This is a genomic window from Sporosarcina sp. FSL K6-1522, from assembly GCF_038622445.1.
GTDB lineage: Bacteria > Bacillota > Bacilli > Bacillales_A > Planococcaceae > Sporosarcina.
This window is the reverse complement of sequence record NZ_CP152019.1, coordinates 1,398,466-1,422,606: the sequence shown is the minus strand read 5'-3', so window position 1 is coordinate 1,422,606 and position 24,141 is coordinate 1,398,466. Positions and strand designations below refer to the sequence as shown.

Below are 24,141 nucleotides of genomic sequence, written 5' to 3'. Positions count from 1 at the left end.
TTTATCCAATTATTCGTAAAGCACTAGCCGAGAAAAAAAAGACAGGGACAACCAGTCAAAATAAATGATTCGACAGCCTGTAAACATTTTGATTGTTTGCAGGCTTTTTTCTGCGTTGCAATATGATATAGTATGATATAGAAAAAAATGAACGGCAGAAAGGACTTGTGCATAATGATTGCAAAAACTGAACAGGATATCCTAGCGTTAAAAAAAATCGGCAAGATTGTCGCCGAAATTCGTGAAGCGATGAAAGCAGCAACAGTTCCCGGGAAAACAACGAAAGAAATCGACGAACTCGGAGGTCGCCTATTCGCAGAAAAAGGAGCCATCTCCGCGCCAATCGACCAATATGATTTCCCAGGTTATACATGTATTAGCGTCAACAACGAAGTGGCGCACGGCATTCCAGGCGAACGAATCATCCAAGACGGAGACCTCGTGAACATTGACGTATCAGGCTCCTACGATGGCTATTTTGCCGATACAGGTATTTCCTTTGTTGTCGGGACACCTGATGACAAAAAACAGCAACTATGTGATGTTGCCAAAAGCGCTTTCGAGCTTGCAATGAGGAACGTAAAAGCAGGTTCTAGTCTAAACAGAATCGGGAAAGCTGTTGAACGTGAAGCAAAAAATCATGGACTAACGGTTATTAAAAACTTGACTGGCCACGGTATCGGGAGATCTCTGCACGAAGAACCTCAACATATTTTGAATTATTACGATGTATCCGATAAAACACTTTTAAAAGAAGGCATGGTGCTTGCAGTTGAGCCATTCATCTCACAAAAAGCTGAGCACATTATCGAACTAGGCGACGGCTGGACATTCGTCACACCTGACAATTCCCTCGTTGCACAAATCGAACACACAATTATCGTCACAAAAGGCGAACCGATTCTTTTGACAGAAATTTAAGGGGGCTTTTCGAGCCCGCTCGAAAAAATCTGGACACAATTAGGCCGAGGCATAATTGATTATCTAAGGATCACTTCAACGACTTCTGATTTTAGAAGTTGCTGGAGTGATCCTTATTTATTTACTCAGTGTTGTGTGCTTCACTCTCCGCATTGCGCGCTTCAATTCCCGCATTGCGCGCTTCAATTCCCGCATTGCGCGCTTCACTTTCCACATTGCGCGCTTCACTTTCTGCATTGCGCGCTTCACATCCAGCTCCTCCTGCCAATTTCGCTTTAAACTAAACAAAAAGACCATCTCAGAATCCTTCAAAACACGGATTCCAAGACAGTCTTTTCATTACTTTTTCTTATTGTTGTTCCCAACCGTTTTCGAGTTACCTTCAAGCAACTGGCCTTTATACCAAACTTTCTGGACTGTTTTAATGCCCTTTGTCAGTTTACGATAATCACGCTCTTCCGCATATGACAAGAGCGTCAACACTTCACCATCTGCCCCCGCTCGCCCTGTTCGACCTGAACGATGTAAATACTGTTCAATCGTATGCGGTACATCTACATGGATAACATGTGTAAGCCCTTCGATATCCAGTCCACGCGCTGCAAGATCCGTCGCAATTAAAACACGCGTGTCTCCCTTCCGGAACGATTCCAACGTTTGTTGACGTTCAAACTTCTTCATATCTGAATGGAGTACCGCAACTGGCGCCTCATTATATTTAAGCTTCATTTCTTTCATACGAAGCTGATCGACATTATTAATAAATGCAAGAGCCCGAAGCCCTTTCAAATGAGAAATCCCTCGCAGCACATCCGTTTTGTCACGCACATCAGCTTTGACAAAGGAGTGAATGACTTTACCCGATTTCGGCATTTCTTCGGCACCCACTTGAATACGGATAGGGTCAATCATGAATTTGTTCGCTACAAGCTCAATTTCCTCCGTAATCGTCGCAGATACAGCAATCACTTGCCGATCTGGATTCGCCGCATCAATCATATTTTTCACAACGACCCGATGATCGCGTGATAGTAGCTGATCGCCTTCATCCAGCACAATATGGCGGATGTCATACATTTTAAGCTTCTTCACTTTCACAAGCTCAGCCAATCTGCCTGGTGTTCCAACAACAATCGTTGGTTTTTTCTTCAAATGCTCAATTTGCCGTTGCATATTGGCGCCACCAATGAGTTGCGTAACCGTAATGCTCGTTCCTTGCACCCACTCACGAATCACGTTAACGATTTGCATCGACAATTCTTGTGATGGCGTGATAATCAATGCTTGCGTCTGCTTTTTATCACCATCAACTAATTGTAAAATCGGCAAAACGAAAGCAAGTGTCTTGCCTGATCCTGTTGGCGACTCCGCAACAATATCGCGTCCCGCCAACATTTCGGGAATTAGCTTTGTTTGAATCGGCATTTCCTGTTGGAAACTCCATTTACTTTTAAATACATCATCCATTTTCTCTAAAAAGGACATTCTTATCCCCACTTTCAACTCTGTTCTTTTCAGTGTATCACAGCGAACCGAATAACGGAGAATTCGGTTTGTATAATTTCTGCGCCCTTTGCAGAAATTATACAATAAATGCAAAGTACTCACTAGTCACAGCCACAGCTTTTTAAGGTGCCTCGCTAGCCTACACGTAAGCCCATTACTTCAACCCATCTAAAAAAACAACAAAACGCCCGGAAGCCAACTTGCCCGCTTCCAGACGTCTGTTTATTTTTTAACCGTATGACCGCATCGTTCAATCGCTGTTTCCGCAAGAACGAGTAACGAGTCAATACATTGTTCTCCAAGTCCAAGTTCCTGTCGGACAACGGACAATTCTGTACAGCCAAGAATAACTTTATCGCAACCTGCTTCGTCCATCGCTGCTTGAATGATCGTCCATTTCTCACGATCGGCTGGTTTCCCTGCCTTCACATCATCATAAATGAGCGACATAATGACCGACTGAATATGCGCATCAGGTACAATCGGCGTCATGCCATGTTGCTCACATGCCGCCTGATAGATCCCCGTTGAAATCGTGCCTGTTGTCGCCAAAACTCCAATCCGTTTCGCACCATCTGCTGCAGCACGAGCCGCGGTTTCGCCAATCATATTAATGACTGGTAAATCCGTTCCCTCCTGAATTTGTCCCAAAAAGGAGTGCGCTGTATTGCAAGGGATGGCAAGTATATCCGCACCTGCTGCACCGAGGCGTTGCGCATCTGCGACAATGACCGGCACTGGATCTTCGGCACTCTCTCCTAAGATGAAGGCCGTGCGATCCGGGATATTTGGGTTATTGGTAATAATCATATCCACATGATCCTGATCCTTCTCAGCATCTGTCAATCGGACAATCATTTCACCTACGAACATCGTTGCTAGTGGACCCACACCACCGATAATACCTAGTGTTTTCTTTTCCATATCTACTTCAAGACCCTTACTTATAGATTTTACTGCTGATTTGGCTTCTTGCGTAAACGTTTCACCATCGGAATGACTTTCTCTAACACCATATACATGAACGGCTTATAGACTTTGTCAATTTCCCCGATATACTCGGTCGGACCGTCTTTATCGCAAAAGCTTTTCTTGAATATGTACAAGCCATCTGACACTTCAAAAAAGCCGCCAAAATCATATTGTTTCGCGCCCACTTCAATTGCCCATTTAATCATTTCATAGTTCATGGCGTGGTTAGGATTCAAATTTCGCTTCACATTCGAACTACCTGCATATAAATAGTACATCTTGCCGTGGTAATGAATCGTCAAAGCCCCTGCTAAAATATCATCCTCATGATAGGCAATATAGACGCGGCTATCCTCATACGAATCGAGAATTTGTTTAAAATACTCGATAGGACGTGTCGTAATATTATTGCGCTCCGACATCGTTCGATACGTTTCATAAAAGAGTTTAAGATCTTCTTCACTTCTTGAATAACGAACTTCTACGCCTTTTTTAAACGCCCCTCGAATGGTACTACGCCCTTTTTTCGAAAACTTCATCATAATCGATTCTTCATCATGATCTTCCAAATAAAGAATCATATTTTTGCGCGGCTGAATCAGTTTTTCCTGATCATCATCTTGTGACGTCAAATGAAAACCAGCATTTTTATATGCTGCATACAATTCAGCTGAATACGCTACTTCCGGGTCGAATTTCAGCATAATTGCCTTGTTTTTCTTCGCAATGCCTTCCGCTTCCTCTAGTAACTCCTGTACAAGCTGGACATCTGTCACATCACAAACAGGACCTCTCGTCGCATATAACATGGAAAAACCGCCAGGCAATCGCTTAATGAGAATAGACATCGCCGCAACAATTTCACCATCGCGCTCAAGATAGATATGCTCATTGCCCCAATCATCTTTCACACCAGCCCACAATCGGTCTTGCATCATCGAGCCATAAGGGGAATTACGGACAAACTCATCGTACCTCCTCGCATCTGCTGTATTCGATTTATCAAGCAAAGCCATTTCCTTTACCTCCAATTGCCAACCTTAGTCCTTCAGTTTGAAATATTTTTCAAAACGCGCATAGTAATCTTTGTAAAACGAATTCAATTTAAATTTGCGGATAAAGCCAAGGTCCGCCGGATAATACAATGTCTGCGCTGTCTCGCCCTTTTCAAAACGATCAATAACTTGCGCTTTCAGTTCTTCATCCATCGTATATTTAATCAATAAATCCTTCGGTACCCCGTGCCATAGACGACTATTCGTACCGTACTCAATTGGTAAATCACTATTATTTACATAGTCCTCTACCAAGTATTTCGCCATATTGTAGCCGTTTGTTGTCACAAAATAACTGCTTCTGCCTTGGCGAATATTCAGTTCAAAAATCTTATATTTGCCATCGCGACGATCATATTTCAAATCGATATTGGCATAACCACGGAAGCCGATTGCTTCAAGGAAATGTTTATATTTCGCATAAATTTCTTGATTTTCTTCCCCAATAATCCCAACATAGTTACCGATGAGAATCGGCGTGTAATCTTCCAACACCACGCGGCCAAGGCACATCATGCGCACTTTACCATGTTGGTCCACATAGGCGTTGAGCACGCGCATCACCGTGTCGTTCCCTGGGATATAATCCTGAATAATGAGCGAATCCGTATAGCTAGATGAATAGATATTCGTAATCGCTTCTGTGAACGATGCTTTATCATGTAGCACATACGCTTTCTTTTTCCCCTCGAATTGTGCATTGAAATACGTCATACTATCCGACGGCTTCACAACGACTGGGAAATCGAAAGGCAAGTCCATTGTGGCATCCATTCCTTTTTTAAAGACAACCGTATCTGGATAATCCAACCCATGCTCCTCACACATTTCATAAAAACGTTCTTTATAAACGACCTCATCCATGAGCGATTCGCTAATAAACGGCAGTTCATAATGCGGTTCAAGTACCGCCCTGCTGCGAATGGCTAACTCCGCATAGTTCTCATTACTTGCGATCACCAACAGCTTGTCCGCACGATTTTTCAATTCTTTATGCAAGTCCAACATACTTTGGACGAAAATTTCAGGTTCATCTAAGCGATCATAAATTTTCTTTTCGACAATTTTACTATGCATCGTCGGCAAAATATGCCCTTTTGTTACAACAATGCTCGTAATGCCATATTGTTCATGGAAGGCCCTTGCCATACCATATGCGTTATCATCAGATCCGAGGATGACCGGCAAAAATGCTGCTTTTCCCATCATCAATTCCCTCCTCATACTAGAAAGTCTCTTTTTTATAAACGTTATATAATACTCACGTCAATGCGTAAAAGTCAACTCTACCACCCTTTAATTTACGTCAATGAGCGTCAACTGTCAATTTTCGATAGAAATACCATGCCTTATTGTTACATAGGACGCCATGATTTTCTTTCGAGTTCCCCTCAGTTGGACTGCCACTATTCATCGAAATCAATTTGTGTCCAAATTTTGTATCCCCCTTCCATTAAATATTGAAAATAACGATAGCCTAGGACAGTTAATTTTTCATTTCCAACACTATCTATGCAATAATGAAACGGGCGAGCGAAAAAAAGCTCTTCCGACATCATGGAGGGATAACATTGACCATTTTTTTAACAGGCTCAACAGGTTTTCTAGGAGGTAAATTACTCAATAACCTTCTCGAAACGACTGATCATACATTATACGTACTCGTACGAGACATAAAGAAAGCTGAACGACTCATCGCCGGACTGTCAGGCGATGTCGAAAACCGGGTGCGCTTACTGCACGGAGATATTACAAAACCACTTTGCGGCCTTGACGATACAGACATTCAGGCACTTTCGGGAAATGTAGATATCTTTTATCATTTAGCAGCGCTTGTAAAATTCGATGAGGAATTACGGGACGAGCTATTTGCCATTAACTATAGTGGAACCGAGCATGCATTAGAGCTTGCGAAATTGCTGCAAGCGAAACAATTCCTCTATATAAGTACGGCCTACACGGTTGGCAAACGCGCACACGGTGTAGAAGAACTTTATCCGATTGATGCCAATGTTCATAATCCATACGAAGAAAGCAAAGTAAAATCCGAACATCTTGCGCTTTCCTATGCCGATCATATGGACGTCTCTATTCTTCGACCATCCATCATCGTCGGTGACTCTGAAACAGGTGAAGCCGATTCGGAATTTACACTCTACGGCTTTATGCGCGCACTCGACGTATTCAAACGCCGCATCGCACGCTCGGCCGACAAATCGGAAACCATTTATCATGTCCTCGGTAGCAAACAATCGACGTCAAACTTAGTACCTGTCAATTATGTAGCAGACGTCTTGGCTGTGGCCGCGAAAAAAGCACAACCTAACACCATCTATAACATCACGAATCCATCACCAGCAACAAACTATGACATTCTTACACTTATTAAAAATGCCCTCGATTTTCATCAATTGGAAATCATTGAGCACGCTGAACCCGGCACATTGACTGCGAAAGAAGAAAAACTTAACGGCATGATTAGCGTCTTCAATGCTTATGTATCTCGCTCCTTTAACTTCGACGATGACAATACACAACAGCTGATTGAAGGAACAAACGTCAAACATTTGAACATGCCGGAAGCAACGTTGAAAATGATTATTGAAGCTTATTTTGAAGTGTCCGAACAGAAGTAAACCACACGCCAACCGCGCAAAGTTGTAGACTATGCGCGGTTGGCGTGTGACTTTGCGTGGTTCGCGGGGCTCTTTAATAGGTTCGAACTCGACTTTTCGCGCTTCGCTACACCCTTCACGCACTCCACACCATCAACAAAAAGACATGCTCTCCTTTCAAAGAGAACATGTCTTTTTCAAACCAATCAACTCAATCTATTCGCTCAATAATCGTTGCGTTCGCCATGCCCATTCCTTCACAAATAGACAGCAAGCCGTAACGTCCGCCAGTTCGTTGCAATCTATTCACCAGCGTCACCAATAATTTCGTGCCTGTTGCACCAAGCGGGTGACCAAGTGCAATTGCACCGCCGTCAGGATTGAGCTTCTCTAAATCTGCTCCAACCTCTTTTGCCCAAACAAGCGGCACTTGTGCAAATGCTTCATTCACTTCATACGTATCCATATCCTCAATCGTCAGGCCTGCTTTCTTCAGCACTTTCTTTGTCGCTTCAATCGGCCCTGTCAACATCAGTGTTGGATCTGATCCAGTCACACTGCGCGCCACAATGCGGGCTTTTGGCTTCAAACCAAGCTCATCCGCCTTCTCACGAGACATCAGTAACACTGCCGATGCACCATCACTCATTTGGCTCGCATTCCCCGCCGTAATGACACCATTTTCATCGAATACCGTTTTCAAACCGCCAAGCACTTCTAGCGTCGTCCCTTCACGCGGCCCTTCATCGACGGCGAAACTCTTCACTGTACCGTCTTCTTGTTCCACATCAACGGCAACAATTTCATCGACAAAATGGCCTTTGGCAATTGCTTCAAATGCTCGCGTATGGCTATTCACGGAATACTGGTCCAACTCTTCTCGCGTCAAGCCCCACTTTTTCACCATTCTCTCTGAAGACAATCCTTGGTTAATAATTTCATGTTTCTCCACCAACTTCGCGCTCTGCCTAGCTTCTCTGACATTCGAAAACATCGGCTCTCGCGTCATGCTTTCAACACCGCCCGCAATGACAATATCCATGTCACCCGAAGCAATCGCCTGCGACGCAAAGTGAACAGCCTGTTGACTCGAACCACATTGCCGGTCAATCGTGACACCCGGCACATGAATCGGGAATCCCGCGATAAGTGCCGCCGTACGTGCAATATTGGCCGCCTGCTCACCCGATTGCGTCACACAACCTAAAATCACATCATCCACATCACCTTTGTCAATCCCAACGCGCTTCACAAGATCCTCCAGCACAACTGCCGCTAACTCGTCCGGTCGATATCCCGCAAACGCTCCTTTTCTTCGTCCTACCGCTGTTCGTACCCCTTCTACGATTACTACTTCTGTCATTTTCCCATTCCCCCTTTATCATTTAGCCTAACGATTCACACATATTCATTTTTATGCGACTCACGCAACTGATACTTCAATATTTTCCCTGATGCATTACGTGGAAGCACATCTGTGTACATGAACTTCCGAGGAATTTTATATCCTGCAAGTTTTGTACGGCAGTAGTTTTGTAATTCTTCCTCATCAATCGTTTCCCCTTCTTTTAAGACAATGACTGCCCCAACGATTTCTCCCCATTTTTCATCTGGTAAACCAATCGTTGCCGCCTCCAGCACTTGTGGATGACTGTTCAGCACTTGTTCTACCTCAACTGAATAGACATTTTCTCCACCTGAAATAATCATGTCTTTCTTGCGATCCACAAGCGTAATATCCCCGTCCTCGTCGATTGTCGCAAGATCCCCCGTCAATAACCAGCCATCATAAAATGTCTTCTTCGTTTCTTCCGGCTTGCGGTAGTACTCCTTCATCACCGTCTCACCTTTAATGATAAATTCACCGGTTTCACCTGGCTTGACATCTTCCATCTGCTCATTGACAACACGCACATTCGTGAAAAACAACGCCTTTCCACCTGCACCCAACTTCGTCTTATGACCTTCTGGGGATAAGTAAACACCGCCCGGTCCACCCTCAGTCAAACCACATAAGTTGTAAAACTGATCTGTGCCAAACAACTCCATCGATTTTTCAATCAAGGCAGGTGCCATTGGTGCCGCCCCGTACATGCATGTACGGATAGAAGAGACATCATAATTACTAGCTGTCGGCACTTGTAACAACGCATTGTACATAGCCGGCACAGCAAAGAAGAACGTTATTTGATGCTCCTCAATCGTCTCCAGCACTTTCACTGGATGAAAATCGCGAAAAATCACAGTCGACATACCAAGCATAATCCCCGTCAGTAAATACAAATTTAGCTGCGCAGAATGGAAGAGTGGCGCAAGGTGAATTACCCGATCATTTTTCGTCATTTCAACGCCCATAATGACACCCATATTGACATTAATAATACGTTGATGATCGAACAAGGCACCTTTTGGCTGTCCAGTCGTCCCCGACGTATACATAATCTCAGCATCATCCGTACTTAACACGACTACATCCGGCTCCGAAGTATCCACACTTTTGACAGCATCCCACGTTACATGTCCAGGACTCGTTGCCGTCTCCTGCACAATAACATGCTGAAGTCCCTTCACCTTATGTTTCACGTCTGCGATGACCGCTTCAAACTCAGCATCACAAATAACAGCGGCACTTTCGGATTGCTCGACAATATAGCTCGTTTCCCCTGCCGTTAAGCGGAAATTGACTGGTACTGCAACAAGCCCTGCTTTCATGATTGCGTAAAATGCAATGACAAAGTGATCCGAGTTCTTCATAAAAAGAGCAACCTTGTCCCCCTTTTTAAGTCCCAGTGCTAGAAGTCCATTGGCCATTTGGTTCACTTCTCGATTCAGTTCCCAATACGAATACGTTCTGCCCTCGCATGTAATCGCCATTTTGTCTGGATGACGATTCGCATTGATTGTCAGTGATGTACCGATGTTCATATCCAATTCCCTCTCTTTCATTGCAGATTGTCATACAGCTCATTTATCTGGTTAAGTCGCTTCTATTACGCTTTCGTTGTTTCAGCTGCCTCCACATATTGCTCACGTATGACACGCTTCAAGATTTTGCCCGCGCCACTCTTCGGGAGCTCCGCAAGAAATTCAATCGACTTCGGCACTTTGTAATTCGAAATTTTCGGACGAATGAAAGCCAAAATCTCCTCTGCCGTGGCATCCGTATTTTGCTTTAACACAACAGCCGCCAAAACAACTTCTCCCCATTGCTCATGCGGAGCACCAAAGACTGCACACTCTAACACAGCAGGATGAGTAGACAATGCATTCTCCACTTCTACCGAGTAAACATTCTCGCCGCCCGAAATAATCATGTCTTTCGCACGATCAACGACATAGTAAAATCCATCTGCTTCCTTATAGCCCATATCTCCTGTGTAATACCAGCCATCGCGCAACACTTTCGACGTTTCTTTAGGCAAATTCCAGTAGCCCTTCATAACATTAGGACCCCTTGCGATAAATTCCCCAACGTGACCAACAGGTACCTCATTACCTTCCTCATCCACGACTTTCATTTCAATTAGTTGAACAGGTTTCCCACATGATACTAGACGTTTTTCCTCTTCCTTCGTCCCATTCAACACATGATTTTGCCCTTTCAACAACGTTAAAACAGGTGAAGTCTCTGTCATACCATAAGCCTGAAACAACTGCGTATTCGGCAACATCGTCATCGTCTTTTTCAGTAGTTCCGTAGACATCGGCGCTGCTCCATATAAAATACAGCGCAACGATGTCGTATCATAGTTATCAAAATCTGCCGAATGTAGTAGCATATTCACCATCGTCGGTACCAACATCACAGCTGTCGCCTGTTCTTTCTCAATGACCCGCAACACATCTTTCGGCGTAAACTGACGGACAACCGTATGCGTTCCCCCCATCAATGTCACCGCAAAAGTAGATGCTTGATCCGCAAGATGGAACATCGGAGCGGTATGTAGATACACATCACTTTCCCTGTATTCAAGATTCAAAGCCATATGAACTGCATTTGTCAGCAAGTTTTTATGCGTCAGCATAACACCTTTTGAGCGTCCTGTTGTTCCACCCGTGTAAAACAAACCAGCGACATCATTTTCCTGCACACCATCGTAGACAAGCTCTTCTACAGACTCCTTATCTAGCACCGCTTCATAGGATAAAAGATTCGCATGTTCAGCTAACTCAGGTGCATCTCGATCCTCTGATAAAATGACATGCTGGACACCGGATGCGCGCTTCTTTAATTCGTCCACAAGTGACAAGAATTCCTTATTAACGTAGAGTACCTCTATCCCTGCATCATTCAGCACAAAAGCATTTTCCTCTACACTGAAACGTGTATTGAGCGGCACGGCAATTGCACCTAACGCAGTGATCCCGTAAATCAATTCAATATAGCGAAAATCATTTAGCAACAATAATCCAACACGGTCCCCTTTTTTCACACCCAACCTCTTGAGAGATTCCTTCACTTTTGCAGTCCGTCCCTCTAACGCTTTGTAAGTGTAGCGATGGTGTCTATCAACAACAGCCAGTTTCCCAGGATTATTTTTTGCCGTATACAGTAAACTTTTTGTCAAAAGCATTGGCCTTCACCCCGTTAGTAGTTTTATCGTGCATGCAAGACTTTCATTACCTCGGCGACATCCGAATCCCGCCATCCAAGCGAATGACCTCACCATTGATGTATTCATTTTCAATCATAAATAATGCTAAGGACGCATATTCCGACGGTTTCCCTAGTCGTTTCGGGAACTCCACCGAGCTTTCCAATTTCTCAATCACTTTTTCAGATAGCCCCTCCGCCATTGGTGTGCGGAACAATCCAGGCGCAATCGTGTTAATACGAATACCAAAAGAAGACAGATCACGTGCAACCGGCAATGTCATGCCCGCAACCCCCGCCTTACTTGCTCCATAAGCCGCTTGTCCCATTTGCCCATCAAAAGCTGCTACAGACGCTGTATTAATGATGATGCCGCGCTCTCCACCATCAGTCAGCGTCTCATTTTTCGCCATTTGCTCCGCCGCTAATCGCAATACATTGAATGTCCCGTTCAAGTTAATATCAATTACTTGTTTAAAGTTCGCTAACGGAATGACCCCCGAACGACCAATTGTTTTTTGAGGCGTTCCCACACCTGCACAGTTCACACAAATATGCACCGCACCGAATGTCTCAACCGCTTTCTCAAGCCCCGCTTGAACAGACGCTTCATCCGTAACATTGACAAGTGCGTACGCCACATTTTCTCCCAGTTGCTCACAAACCTGCAGCGCTTTTTCTTCATTCAAATCAAAGATTACTACCTTCGCACCACGCTCTACTAAACTCGTTACCGTTCCAAGCCCTAAACCTGATGCTCCACCTGTGACAATCGCTACTTTACCTTGTACATTCATCTGTCCCACTCCCATTCCCTATTTTTTAGTATCCCTCAAAAACCGGCTTACGTTTCTCTGTAAAGGCCGCTAATCCTTCTGCCATATCATATGAACGCGTATGTGCTTTCAAAGCTAACAATTCTTGTTTCAATGCAATTTCTACAGGTTGCTCCAAGCCATCCGTCACAAGCTCTTTCATCTTCCGCAATACCAAAGGACTCTTCTCCGAAATTCTGTCGGCAATCGTCTGAACAGTCGTTTCCAGCTCCTCTGCACTGACCACTTCCTGCACAAGCCCGTATGCTTTCATGTCAGCTGCGCTAATAAACTCACCCGTAAACAATAAATACTTCGCACGGTTCACGCCGATTTTGCGTGGCAATTTCACAGCCCCACCTGCACCTGGTAACACACCAAAGTTCGCATGTGCATCCCCAATTTTTGCTTTGTCAGAAGCGATGATAAAATCAGCTGTCATTGCAATCTCCAAGCCGCCCGCCAACGTAATACCGTTTAATGCAGCAATAAGCGGTTTACGCAATTTTTCTAACTTACCAAAAAGCCCCTCACTTAACTCCAATAAGCTTGGTTCTTTTGAATGCTTCGTCTCCAAATCATCCATAAGTTCCTTTAAATTTGCACCTGCGCAAAAGGCTTTCCCTTTGCCCGACACCACAACAACACGGATATCCTCGTCCGCTTCCGCTCGGTCAATCGCCTCCTGAAATGCCAACAATAGCGCTTTGCTAATCGCGTTCATGTCATTCGGACAGTTTAAATAAATCCATGCTGTCTGATTACGTTTCTCGTAAATAATTGGTTGATTGTCCATACCCCATATCCCCCTTCAACTAAAGACCCCTTGTTCCTGCCACTCCACAATTTGTTGTGCACTAAATCCTTGTTCCAGCAAAACCTCTTCCGTATGTGCACCGACATTTCCCCCAACATGCCGATACACTGGCCCGACGCTTGAAAACTTAATTGGCGTAGCCATTTGCCTCTGCGTCGAGCCATCCGTTTTCGGCACATCCACAACCATGCCCCTCGCTTGTAATTGTGGATGATCGCATGCTTCGGCGTACGTTAACACGGGCTCTACACAGCCTTCAAAATCTTCACCAAACACTGCGAGCCAGTCCTCATAATTTCTCGTTAAGAAAACGGCTGTTATCTCCTGCTTAAATCGTGCTTGATCTGCAGCGTTTTCACGCATGCCCACTTCAAATAATTCTGGTTTCCCAACGGCCTCGCATAACAATTTTTTAAATGGTGGCTCTATACTACCGACGGAAAAATAGCGTCCATCCTGTGTTTCATAGAAATCATAAAACGTCCCGCCATTTAACGTCATTTCCTCTGGCTTCGGCTCCACTCCACCCGCGAGATACCCCGATCCCGACAGCGCATTTAGTGAAAATGCTGCATCCGTCATACTGATATCGATGTATTGGCCCTCACCCGTCTTCTCCCGATGAACGACAGCTGCCAAAATCCCAACGACTGCATGCATCGACCCACCCGCAACATCCGCAATTTGAACGCCCATCGTTGGCGGCGCTTGTCCTTTGCGACGTGAATACTCCATAATCCCCGCTGTTGCCAAGTAGTTATTGTCATGCCCTGGCCGATTGCGATAAGGCCCCGTTTGTCCATACCCCGTTATGGAACAATAAATCAAATCAGGCTTGACTTTTTTCAACGCCTCATAATCCAAACCTAAACGCGCCATAACCCCCGGTCGAAATTGTTCAATGACGATATCATAATTCGCTACCAACGATTGAATGATATCCACCGACTCCGCCTGCTTCAAATTCAAGGTTACTGACCGCTTGGAACGATTCAAATAGCCATGTGCAGCAGACAGACCATCCTTGTCAAAAGGTGGCATTTCCCTTACTAAATCAATCCGCGACGCAGACTCTACCCGCAATACATCTGCCCCCATATCTGCAAACATCATCGTTGCGTAAGGTCCTGGTAACAATGTTGAAAAATCCAAAATCTTCAAGCCGCTTAACATCCCCACTCGCTGTGCCTCCCCTATCTTCCAAAAACCCCTCGGCTAATAATTTCCTTCATAATTTCAGAAGTCCCACCGTAAATTCGTTGAATTCTTGCATCCACATACGCACGCGCAATCGGATATTCCTTCATATAGCCGTAGCCACCGAACAGCTGTAAACAACCGTCGGTAATTCGTCCCTGCGCTTCTGTGCAAGACAGCTTGGCCATACTCGCCGTTTCCGTATCCAGCTCGCCTCTTTCCAACAGCGACAAGCATTCAGTGACAAATGCACGATGGACACGTGCTTCCGTTGTCATCTCTGCGATACGAAAGCGTGTATTTTGAAACGCACTAATCGGTTGTCCAAAGGCAGTACGTTCATTGACATAGTTAACCGTCATCTCCAGCGCACCTTCCATGGCCCCTTGCGCCCCAACCGCAAGGGTAATGCGTTCTCTCGGCAACTCATTCATTAGCGTGATAAACCCTTTATTCAACTCACCTAAAATCGTACTTTCTGCCACTGTCACTTCTTCTAAAAACAACTCTGACGTATCACAGGATTGCAGGCCGATTTTTTCAAGGTTTTTCCCACGATTCAAGCCGGCAGTTGGCACATCAACGATAAATAACGTCGTTCCCTTCGAAGCAGGTACTTCTGAATTCGTTCTAGCTACCACCACTACAAAATCACAAAGTTGTCCGTTACTGACGAAGGTTTTCGATCCATTCAACACATACGAAGACTGGTCCTCATCCCAACGTGCAGTCGTTTGAATCCCTTGCAAGTCGCTACCCGCATTCGGTTCTGTCATTGCAATTGCACCGACCAATTCCCCCGAAGCCATTTTCGGCAAGTAGTATGCTTTTTGCTCCTCCGTACCCGAGCTTAAAATATAATGCGCCACAATATTCGAATGGACAGACAAATTCACTACCACCGTCGCATACCCTAAGCGGCTTATCTCCTCAACAACGGTTGCTGAAAACGCGAATGGCGCTCCTAAACCACCATATTGCTCTGGAATGTCTACGCACAGCAATCCTTCATCCCCCAGCTTGTTCCACACCTCTCGCGGAATCACGCCATCGTTTTCCCACTTCATATAATCAGGCTCTAGCTCTTTCTTTGCGAAAGCTTGAATCGATTTGCGAAACAAAAACAACTCGTTCTCCTGCTGCACGTCTCTCATCTCCGTCCTCATCATATGACCGCCTCCCTTTGTATATGTATTGTGCTCGTCATCTTATACAATGCAATTCCCATGCCAACTTGCAAAGAATAAAAGCGAAAGCGCCTGTTGAGGGGCGACAGTAGTTGGAGAGCTTGAAGATAAAGGTGCTCTTTGCCTTTATCAGCAAAGAGGAAGGCAGTCTAAAAACGCCAAGTCCTATGGCGACGACTGCATGACCTACCTCCTGTAGCCCCAAACGACCCAAGCCCCTAAGCGCTGGAGCCTAGACGGCGAATCTCCATGTACTTACCTTATATACAGTACAAGAATTTTATAGTTCCCTATAAAACAAGACAATACTATTAAAAACCTAGCACTCTAGTGTTATCGATTGTTAACACATATACGAATACGTTATGAACCGTTAACATGTTTGTGTAAAGTTTACAGACACTTCATACACAGTTTGCTATAATAGAATAGAATATTCAGTAAATTATAGATTCTCGGGGGGATCATACGCATGCTTGTCAAAGATTTTATGATAAAAGACTTTCCAACACTCTTCCTACACCATACTCTTCAAGATGCCCTGCTCCATTTTGCCAATATCCAAACGAATATTATTCCTATCATCGATGAACAGCGCACATTAATAGGCGTACTCACGAAAAATAAATTGATTCAAGCGTTGGCAGATGGGCTTCCTACGAGTTTCATCCTGGAATCCCTCATTACTCGTGAGCCCATCTACATAGCCCAAGAGGATTCTATTAGTCAAACGCGCCAACTGTTACTCGAACACCAAATTGGCCATGCACCTGTCCTCAATCAGCAAATGGAGCCAATCGGCATTCTGTCAACGACGCAAATCTTATACGGCTACGAAAAAGTATTCGACCAAATGGAATCCCGCTTATCCCTGCTATTCAACAACTTAAACTTCGGGCTATTTTCTGTTGATCGCCATATGAATATCAATGCCATTAATCCATTAGCCGACGAGATTCTTAGCAACTCTTCAGGTGGAACAATCGCAAATGCTGATATTTTGGACCTTCTAACAGGGATTTTGTCCAACCATGAACCAGTCATGAAACGAAAAGTACAGATCAACGGGTATAGCCTTTTCATCCATAGCTACCCCCTCATCGAACGGAACCAACTCGTCGGGGCAATGGTCATTATGGACGACATCACACAGCTCGAAAGTGTCGCACAGGAGCTCCAGTTCTCGAAAGAATGGGAAACCAAATTACGCTCCGTCATCGAACTCGCCTATGATGGCTTCATCCTCGTCAACCAACAAGCAGAAACCACCATGGTGAACGATGGATTTTGTGAGCTATTCAATATCCATGAAAAGGATGTACTCGGACAACCAATTATCAACACATACCCCGAATTAGGCATACAAGATGTGTTAAAAACCGGCGTAAAACTGAATAATGTCGCCAAATTAATCGGAAAAACGCAATGCCTCATTACCATATTACCGATAAAAGACAAAACCGAAGTCGTTGGGGCTATCTGTAAAGTGACATACCGTGGGCTCAAACATCTACAAGACGCGTTGAATAAAGTCACGAAACTCGAAAAACAAGTTACCTATTACCAACAAGAGCTCCATGACATGAGGGGAACTAAATATTCATTTGCCGATATTATCGGAGACTCCGCCGCTATACAGCATGTCAAAAAAGAAGCCCTCGCCGCTTCGCGTAGCCTCTCAACGGTGTTAATCGTAGGAGAAAGTGGCACTGGCAAAGAGTTATTTGCCCATGGTATTCATGCGGCATCATCACAGCCCGGCCTGTTTGTTCAAGTGAATTGCGCCGCAATCCCTACAGAATTGCTGGAATCTGAGTTCTTCGGCTATGCAGATGGTGCCTTTACCGGCGCCAAAAAAGGAGGAAAGAAGGGGAAATTTGAAATGGCCCAGAACGGCACCCTCTTTTTGGACGAAATCGGAGATATGCCCATGCCACTTCAAACAAAGCTGCTGCGCGTCCTACAAGAAAAAGAATTCGAACCACTGGGCAGTAATCGACTCATCACACTCAATACGAAAATCATCGCAGCGACCAACCAAAATCTCGAAGCGCTCATTAAAGAAGGGAAATTCAGAGAAGACCTCTATTACCGTTTAAATATTATGCGGCTGAACATCCCACCTTTACGCAAACGCATCGAAGATATTCCAGACATCATCGACGCCATACTCGCACGATTAAATCAATCAGGCTTCTATTTAAAAGGTGTTACACACGCAGCGCTAACCACGCTACTCCATTACAGCTGGCCCGGTAATATACGCGAGCTACAAAATAATTTAGAACGTGCCGCCAATCTCACACAAGACGGCTACATCGATATCCAACATCTATCAACACCATTTAACCAGCAAAACACAGCTACACGGGACATACCGCATCTCCCACAACCAACAACAGAGATCACATCAGCGCAAAACATAGCAACAAACAACTACCGTGAAGCAATCGACCATAAAGAAAAATCGCTCATCCTTGCCGCTTTAAAAGAAGCAAATGGCAACAAAGCACAGGCGAGTCGAATACTAGGAATCAGCAGACCTTGGCTCTATGCAAAACTTAAAAAGTATCAGATTGAGGATTAATGGAGAGTAGTGTCAGGTAGAGCAGCAATTCGAAGAACCCAAATGGTGACCATACCTGGCACCATTCGGGCTCTTTTTCTATGTACATAAAAAAACAAGGCCTAAACGACACCATATCGTTTAAGCCTTGGAATCTTAGTTACTTATTACATTGCGTTTTTCTTTGCTCTTCTGCCAACAAGTAGCCAGAAGCCTGCTAGGATGATACCGAAACCTGCTAGCATCGATCCGATTGGGTACGCTTCGCCCGTTTGTGGTAGCTTCGGTTTGTCTTTGCCAGAACCAGCTTGGTCGCCCTGTCCACCTAGAACGCCGCCACCGTTAGATCCGTTAGATCCATTAGATCCGCCAGATCCACCTTGTCCGCCGGACCCACCTAGAACGCCGCCGTCATCCGGATCACCCGGTGTACCTGGTTCTCCTGGTTCTCCTGGTTCTCCTGGTGTACCCGGCTCTTCTGGTTCACCTGGCTCTTCTGGTTCACCTGGGATTGTTACAATCGCATCACATTTACCTGCTGCAAGGTCGATTGTAATTGTTCCTAGAGTTGTGTCGCCTTCAAATACTGTGTAGCTGCCTGCTGGAACTGTGTTTGGTACTGTGATTTCACCTTGTGCATTCGTCGTGCCAGAAGCTACAACTTTGCCCGCCGCGTCTTTCACTATAACGCTCACATTGACACGTATTTTACCATCAGCATCTTTCACAGTAAGTGTAAAGTCTGTACATACTTTTGGAGATGTTACTTCAGCTTTACAATCTTCTGTCGTGTAATCAATTGTTACTGTGCCTAGTACCGTTGTACCTTCATAGACTGTATATTTGCCCGCAGGTACTGTGTTTGGCACTGTGATTTCGCCTTTTGTATTCGTTGTGCCAGAAGCAACAACTTTGCTGTCAGCATCTTTCACCGTAACACTTACATTGTCACGCACTTTACCTTCAGAATCCTTCACTGTAATTGTAAAGTCTGTACATACTTTCGGTACTGCTACTTCAGCTTTACAATTATCATCTGTGTAATCAACCATAACCGATCCTAAAATCGTTGTACCTTCATACACTGTGTATTGGCCAGGTGCTGTTGTAGTGTATGGCAATGAAATTGAACCATCTGTGTTAGTTGTATACGTGTAAACATTCCCAACTACATTTTTCAATGTCACTACTACATTCGCACGTGGTTTGCCATTTGCGTCCTTCACTGTAACTGTGAAGTTTTCACATGCTGGTGCTGGTGGAACCCAACCTCCGCCACCTGATGAAGGTTTCACGGTCGCTTCACACTTGGCTTCATATTGTATTGTTACATCGCCAAGTGTAACTTTTTTATCATCTTCTTGAGTAGTAACTGTGTAGTCACCTACAATAATTCTATCATCACCACTAGAAAGAATCTCGATCTTCCCATTTGAATCTGTTGTAACTTCTTTTGCTTGACCTGTTGCTTTATTAGTTAATGTAATTTTTTTATTTGCTACTAGGTTACCATTAACATTCTTCACCGTTAATGTGAATTTATCACATACAGGTCCAGTATAACCCGTTTTAAAGTTTTCAACTTCAACGATTTGTTTGCCTTTGTATGGTCCACTCTTTGCAACCAATTCACGGTGAAGTGTAAACTCCTTGTCAGCTGCCTTATCATAGCCAGGAGGTACACCTGTTTCTACAAGTGTGTACTTACCTTCTGTTAATTTCATGCCAAGATCGAATACGCCATTAGCATCTGTTTCCTTAGAAATCAGTGGAACACCTGGTTGGAAATCACTATATAAAGTGAATTCAACGCCTGGTAACGGTAGACCTGTTGCTCCATCTGTTTTCAAAAGAACGAATGGAACTTTTACAGTTGTTCCAGCGTTTCCGTATCTAAAATTCTCAATCTTAGCGTCATTTGATGCTTGCGTTCCATCTTTACTTGTGTAATTTACTTGTACCTCATTTGTTACTGTTGAGCCATTATTACCGATATAAATTGTTTCATATTCAATGTAATAAGCGCTAGTACCATCTTCTAATAGCTTCAATTCAAACTCACCTGCTTGAATATCGACATCTAGCGTATAGTCAGTACCTTTAGTAAGTTCAGTTCGACTTGCAGTTGGAGTATATCCAGCATCATCAGACTTGCCGCTTAAATCTACTTTATACACTTTAAATGATTCTTCTTTAATCAGTTGGTCCGGATTGCCTTCATCGTCTTTACCGACTGTGTCTGTGATGACAATGTTTTGCAAGTCTGACTGAGCATAGTTAAATTCAAAGTTCCACTTAATACCCGCAGTCTGATTTATTTGATTACCTGTTTTCTTAATCAATTGATCTGTGTAATTGACACCAACCTCTTTTTTCCAATCGGCATTCGCAACACCATTATTTGTTAATGTCGCCTTGTTCTCAATTATGACCTTACCAGATGTTTCTGGGAATACGCCGTCTGTATCATAGGATTCATAAGTTACCCTATGAGGTTGAGATGTATTGCCTAATGAAAATGCAATTTTATTATGTTCGGTTGCCGTGTTAGTTACAGAAACTTCATCACCTTGTTGGAACTCCCCAGCTTCATTTAAAGTACCTTTGAATACTTTGATACTACTAACGTCAATCGTTTGTGAGTCTGGCAATACATCTTCAAAAAATGCAGGTTCTAATGTGTTGTAATTGAAGTTTAATTCAACTTCCCATTCAAATTTTTTCGTTGCATAGTTGTATTTACCATCTTTTTTTCCGTTCTTTCCTTGTTCTGGAGCAACATCACGCGTTGCGTCATCTTTTGGTGCAACTGGTAAACCAGAGTCTTGTAAGACAACCTCATTTTTAAACGTACGAGTATTTGCACCAATGTCTTTTATGTCATAGTCTGTTGTATATGTGATGAGAACTTCTTGAGTTGCTTCAATATTTAACTCAATTGTAAAACCATTTTTCCCATCAGATGTTAATGTATAACCTGTTGAATCTTCGGTAAGTGCTGTGCCGCCATGCGTCACGACTAACGTGTCTACGTCTAGAGTCATATTTTTATTTGTAAATGTATCTACAAATTTTGTCCCCTTAACTAAAGTATAGCCTGCCTGGTTTGCTCTAATTGTCCAATTCATCGTTTTATTTGCATAATCCACTGAATCGGCAGTTTTAACTAACATGAAATCGTTTTGTGGATATGAAGCAGTTGGATTATTTTTACTAGTAACACCATCTTCACGTACAACCGTGTTTTTTATGCTCATGTCGCTAGTAATAAATGCACCATCTACTGGTTTTGTTTTGTACGTAATTGTGTAAGCATCTGTAACTTGATGACCAAATGTTAATACAAATCCATTATCTGCATTGGGGGCAGCTACAGGTACAACTGTATAATCAGTTATTGTAGTTCCCCGACTGTCGACCACTGTAAATCCACTTTTAAGATCTGAAGTTTTTACAATTTCGTGTTTTACAGCAGCTCCACCACTTGCTGAACCACCTTCTACTTTCCAAGTATCAGTCAGTTTCGCATTTGCTTGTGAAATCGTATGTTTGTTGTGGTTGTACTCAATTGTCCATGTTGTTTCTTGTGTGCTCTTATCAGGTCCAACATGAGTCTTATTCAACGGAGTTCCATACTCAACCTCCGCAGTTTTTGTTCCTGCTTTTTCAGGGCCATACTCAGCACTATTTTGATACGTAACCCTTTCATTATTCCCTGGATCATCCGGAATCGTGTGATACGTAATTTCGTATGCCTTCGCTCCGTCCAAATCAAATGACATGACAGTATCAGTTAACGAATAGCTTTGATCAGCTTTGATAGCATTAGTTACATCATTTCCTGGAGTGCTATTACCATTTGGTGACATAACTAGTTCCTGAATTTTAATTGTAGCAGGATCAAATTTATGTCCGCTACCATTGTTTGCACTCAGTATATCTTTGAAATTTACTGTACCTGACGCTTTTAAATCCGTATTTACAGTCACTTTCCATTCGATATGGTCACTATTCTTATCAGTCGGTTTAGCAACTCCGTTACCCTTGACAATCGGCTTACCACCTAGTGGTGTGAAATTTAGTTCGATATTATCTTGACCTGGTAAGTTAATTCTTTCATTTAGATCGTTACCCGTATTGTTGAAATCTGCTGCGATGAAGAAATGTGCACCTGGTTCAAATCCAGTTCCATTCAATCCATCGTGAATATTCTCGTTAAATGTAATTATAATCTCATTACCGTTTTTCGTGATTTCTCCAATATCACCAAATTGAGTTCCTTGTGGGAATTTAATATTTGTAAAAATCGCTGGTAATGTATATTTCATTGTTGAACCTGGACCATAATCATGCCCGGCCGCCAGTTCTAAGTTAAATTTAAACTCTGCTGATTGACCATTCTGTACAGTTACAGGTCCAATTCCTTGAACAATATCGCCACCGACTGTGAATTCTGCGCTTTTAATGACAGAGTTAGGCATGTCTTTAGCTGACGGTATGTTAAGTAATTCCCGCTCGTCTTCATCAACCGATTCGTCTTCATCAACCGATTCATCTTCACCATCAGGATTCTCTCCATCATTTACTTCAGAACCCTCAGTTTCTGGTTCGTCAGGGTCAGGTTGTTCCTCAGCTTCTGGTTTATCTTGTGGTGCATCTTCTGCTGGTTTATTTCCTTCTTCTCCACCATCGCCATTACCTTCGCCAGGCTCTGGTATAACCGGTGTAGTTGGTTCATCTGGAACAACCGGCTCGGTTGGGTTTTCGCTCTCACCAGATTGCTCGTTGTTACCAGTATCCGCCGGTTCCTCCGTCGCCACTTGTTCAGCAGTTGATACTGGATCAATCCCATCCGCACTCACCGTAGTCAACGGACCCAATATCGTCTGCCCGATTAACAACAGCAACATTGCGAATACGTATAGCTGTTTCTTCAAAATTTCCCACCTCTTCTTCTAAAAAATAACGGCATTTCACAAAGCTTTGTGTAACAACAGGTTGCCCTTTCTCTCATGGCTGTCGTCTATCCATCTCCTTTGAAATACGTGTATTTATTTATATAGAAAAACTATAAATAACTGATTAGGGTGTTACTGTTTGAGTGCCGCTTGGACGATTAGGCGATCCGGGGGATTGCGCTTGCCAAGGGGTGTGCAGGTGACTAGGGTAATGAGTGGTTCGTCTTTGTCCTGTAGTACGGAGATGTCTGATTGGTGGACGACAAATGTGTCGGTAATAATGAATGTGTAGGTACCATCTTGTGTAGTCACTTGGATTTCGTCGTCGATGTTTAATTCACCTAGCCGATTGAACTGTTTCCCTTTTGCGACTGCTCGATGTCCTGCGATGCCGATGTTGTTGACGCCGAATTCTTTTTTCGGCTCAATCATGCCCGCACCTTTGCTGAGTGCTTCGACGCCGGCGCCGTCAAAAACAATCATTTCAACATCGATTTTGTCGATGGTCAGTATGCCACGCGCGCCTTCTAATTGCTTAGCGAGGTCATCGTTCGGGTCAATGGTGACCGTTTCTGCATCCGTCGACAGTTGTTCGAGTAAGTCTGTATCACCTAACTGTTGAAAGCTCGTCAATAATTGTTGTTGTTCGCGGTCGTATGTATAGTTTTTGAACTGTGGGTAGAAAACGACTGCTAAACCGATGAGAACGAGGCATATCCCTAGCACTTTACGCATTGTTTTGTCATCCTTTCCTATCTGTTCACCTTTGCTATTCTACTAATCGACAAACGACAGCTAGACATGTATACTTCACTCATCTTCTGTAATTGTAATGGAGCAACCTATACAAAAACTGTACATATCTTAATAGAAACAACTTAAACCCAGTACATATTACCAACAATTACATACGAAGTGTATCTAAAGACACTATATAA

At 43.7% G+C, this 24,141-nt stretch carries 17 protein-coding genes; 3 read left to right on the top strand and 14 right to left on the bottom strand.

Annotated features, from left to right (window positions below; all coding sequences use genetic code 11):
- Positions 1-174 precede the first annotated feature (174 nt).
- The gene (map, locus tag MKY34_RS06855; protein ID WP_342514460.1) at positions 175-921 is read left to right on the top strand and encodes a type I methionyl aminopeptidase; all 747 of its coding nucleotides are present in this window, start codon (positions 175-177) and stop codon (positions 919-921) included.
- Positions 922-1,042: 121 nt separating this feature from the next.
- On the opposite strand, the gene MKY34_RS06850 is transcribed toward map, so the two are convergent.
- From MKY34_RS06850 to MKY34_RS06830, 5 genes are all read right to left on the bottom strand, one after another.
- Positions 1,043-1,189, bottom strand: a complete 147-nt coding sequence (locus tag MKY34_RS06850; RefSeq protein ID WP_342514459.1) for a hypothetical protein — start codon at positions 1,187-1,189, stop codon at positions 1,043-1,045.
- Between the two features lie 71 nt (positions 1,190-1,260).
- Positions 1,261-2,406 (bottom strand): DEAD/DEAH box helicase, encoded by a 1,146-nt coding sequence (locus MKY34_RS06845; RefSeq protein ID WP_342514458.1) that lies wholly within the window; start codon positions 2,404-2,406, stop codon positions 1,261-1,263.
- A 243-nt stretch (positions 2,407-2,649) separates the two neighbouring features.
- Entirely contained in the window at positions 2,650-3,351 is a 702-nt protein-coding gene (locus tag MKY34_RS06840; RefSeq protein ID WP_342514457.1) for an amino acid racemase, read from the bottom strand.
- A gap of 29 nt (positions 3,352-3,380) precedes the next feature.
- Positions 3,381-4,415, bottom strand: coding sequence for a peptidoglycan bridge formation glycyltransferase FemA/FemB family protein (locus MKY34_RS06835; RefSeq protein WP_342514456.1), 1,035 nt, complete (start codon positions 4,413-4,415; stop codon positions 3,381-3,383).
- 24 nt (positions 4,416-4,439) lie between these two features.
- Entirely contained in the window at positions 4,440-5,663 is a 1,224-nt protein-coding gene (locus tag MKY34_RS06830) for an ATP-grasp domain-containing protein (protein ID WP_342514455.1), read from the bottom strand.
- A 362-nt stretch (positions 5,664-6,025) separates the two neighbouring features.
- On the opposite strand from MKY34_RS06830, the gene MKY34_RS06825 reads away from it, so the two are divergent.
- Positions 6,026-7,090: an SDR family oxidoreductase gene (locus MKY34_RS06825; protein ID WP_342514454.1), complete on the top strand. Its 1,065-nt coding sequence runs from the start codon at positions 6,026-6,028 to the stop codon at positions 7,088-7,090.
- A 190-nt stretch (positions 7,091-7,280) separates the two neighbouring features.
- On the opposite strand, the gene MKY34_RS06820 is transcribed toward MKY34_RS06825, so the two are convergent.
- The 7 genes from MKY34_RS06820 to MKY34_RS06790 all read right to left on the bottom strand — a co-directional run bounded on the left by MKY34_RS06820 (position 7,281) and on the right by MKY34_RS06790 (position 15,661).
- Entirely contained in the window at positions 7,281-8,432 is a 1,152-nt protein-coding gene (locus MKY34_RS06820) for a thiolase family protein (protein WP_342514453.1), read from the bottom strand.
- Positions 8,433-8,467: 35 nt separating this feature from the next.
- Positions 8,468-9,994, bottom strand: a complete 1,527-nt coding sequence (locus tag MKY34_RS06815; protein ID WP_342514452.1) for a long-chain-fatty-acid--CoA ligase — start codon at positions 9,992-9,994, stop codon at positions 8,468-8,470.
- A gap of 65 nt (positions 9,995-10,059) precedes the next feature.
- Positions 10,060-11,643: a long-chain-fatty-acid--CoA ligase gene (locus tag MKY34_RS06810; RefSeq protein WP_342514451.1), complete on the bottom strand. Its 1,584-nt coding sequence runs from the start codon at positions 11,641-11,643 to the stop codon at positions 10,060-10,062.
- Positions 11,644-11,689: 46 nt separating this feature from the next.
- The gene (locus MKY34_RS06805; protein ID WP_342514450.1) at positions 11,690-12,460 is read right to left on the bottom strand and encodes a 3-hydroxyacyl-CoA dehydrogenase; all 771 of its coding nucleotides are present in this window, start codon (positions 12,458-12,460) and stop codon (positions 11,690-11,692) included.
- A gap of 25 nt (positions 12,461-12,485) precedes the next feature.
- On the bottom strand, positions 12,486-13,274 hold the full coding sequence (locus MKY34_RS06800; RefSeq protein ID WP_342514449.1) for an enoyl-CoA hydratase/isomerase family protein: 789 nt from the start codon (positions 13,272-13,274) through the stop codon (positions 12,486-12,488).
- 15 nt (positions 13,275-13,289) lie between these two features.
- Positions 13,290-14,468: a CaiB/BaiF CoA-transferase family protein gene (locus tag MKY34_RS06795; protein WP_342515208.1), complete on the bottom strand. Its 1,179-nt coding sequence runs from the start codon at positions 14,466-14,468 to the stop codon at positions 13,290-13,292.
- Between the two features lie 20 nt (positions 14,469-14,488).
- Positions 14,489-15,661, bottom strand: coding sequence for an acyl-CoA dehydrogenase family protein (locus tag MKY34_RS06790; RefSeq protein ID WP_342514448.1), 1,173 nt, complete (start codon positions 15,659-15,661; stop codon positions 14,489-14,491).
- A 490-nt stretch (positions 15,662-16,151) separates the two neighbouring features.
- Between MKY34_RS06790 and MKY34_RS06785 the strand changes: the two genes are divergently transcribed.
- Positions 16,152-18,266 (top strand): sigma 54-interacting transcriptional regulator, encoded by a 2,115-nt coding sequence (locus MKY34_RS06785; RefSeq protein ID WP_342514447.1) that lies wholly within the window; start codon positions 16,152-16,154, stop codon positions 18,264-18,266.
- 146 nt (positions 18,267-18,412) lie between these two features.
- Here the strand turns inward: MKY34_RS06785 and MKY34_RS06780 are convergent, their stop codons facing one another.
- Positions 18,413-23,182: a collagen binding domain-containing protein gene (locus MKY34_RS06780; RefSeq protein WP_342514446.1), complete on the bottom strand. Its 4,770-nt coding sequence runs from the start codon at positions 23,180-23,182 to the stop codon at positions 18,413-18,415.
- 153 nt (positions 23,183-23,335) lie between these two features.
- Positions 23,336-23,938, bottom strand: coding sequence for a class D sortase (locus tag MKY34_RS06775; protein ID WP_342514445.1), 603 nt, complete (start codon positions 23,936-23,938; stop codon positions 23,336-23,338).
- Between the last annotated feature and the right edge of the window lie 203 nt (positions 23,939-24,141).

Coding starts and splice junctions, on each gene's coding strand:
- map (WP_342514460.1), top strand. CDS start 175: ATGATTGCAAAAACTGAACAGGATATCCTAGCGTTAAAAAAAATCGGC.
- MKY34_RS06845 (WP_342514458.1), bottom strand. CDS start 2,406: ATGTCCTTTTTAGAGAAAATGGATGATGTATTTAAAAGTAAATGGAGT.
- MKY34_RS06840 (WP_342514457.1), bottom strand. CDS start 3,351: ATGGAAAAGAAAACACTAGGTATTATCGGTGGTGTGGGTCCACTAGCA.
- MKY34_RS06835 (WP_342514456.1), bottom strand. CDS start 4,415: ATGGCTTTGCTTGATAAATCGAATACAGCAGATGCGAGGAGGTACGAT.
- MKY34_RS06830 (WP_342514455.1), bottom strand. CDS start 5,663: ATGATGGGAAAAGCAGCATTTTTGCCGGTCATCCTCGGATCTGATGAT.
- MKY34_RS06820 (WP_342514453.1), bottom strand. CDS start 8,432: ATGACAGAAGTAGTAATCGTAGAAGGGGTACGAACAGCGGTAGGACGA.
- MKY34_RS06815 (WP_342514452.1), bottom strand. CDS start 9,994: ATGAACATCGGTACATCACTGACAATCAATGCGAATCGTCATCCAGAC.
- MKY34_RS06810 (WP_342514451.1), bottom strand. CDS start 11,643: ATGCTTTTGACAAAAAGTTTACTGTATACGGCAAAAAATAATCCTGGG.
- MKY34_RS06805 (WP_342514450.1), bottom strand. CDS start 12,460: ATGAATGTACAAGGTAAAGTAGCGATTGTCACAGGTGGAGCATCAGGT.
- MKY34_RS06800 (WP_342514449.1), bottom strand. CDS start 13,274: ATGGACAATCAACCAATTATTTACGAGAAACGTAATCAGACAGCATGG.
- MKY34_RS06795 (WP_342515208.1), bottom strand. CDS start 14,468: ATGTTAAGCGGCTTGAAGATTTTGGATTTTTCAACATTGTTACCAGGA.
- MKY34_RS06790 (WP_342514448.1), bottom strand. CDS start 15,661: ATGATGAGGACGGAGATGAGAGACGTGCAGCAGGAGAACGAGTTGTTT.
- MKY34_RS06785 (WP_342514447.1), top strand. CDS start 16,152: ATGCTTGTCAAAGATTTTATGATAAAAGACTTTCCAACACTCTTCCTA.
- MKY34_RS06775 (WP_342514445.1), bottom strand. CDS start 23,938: ATGCGTAAAGTGCTAGGGATATGCCTCGTTCTCATCGGTTTAGCAGTC.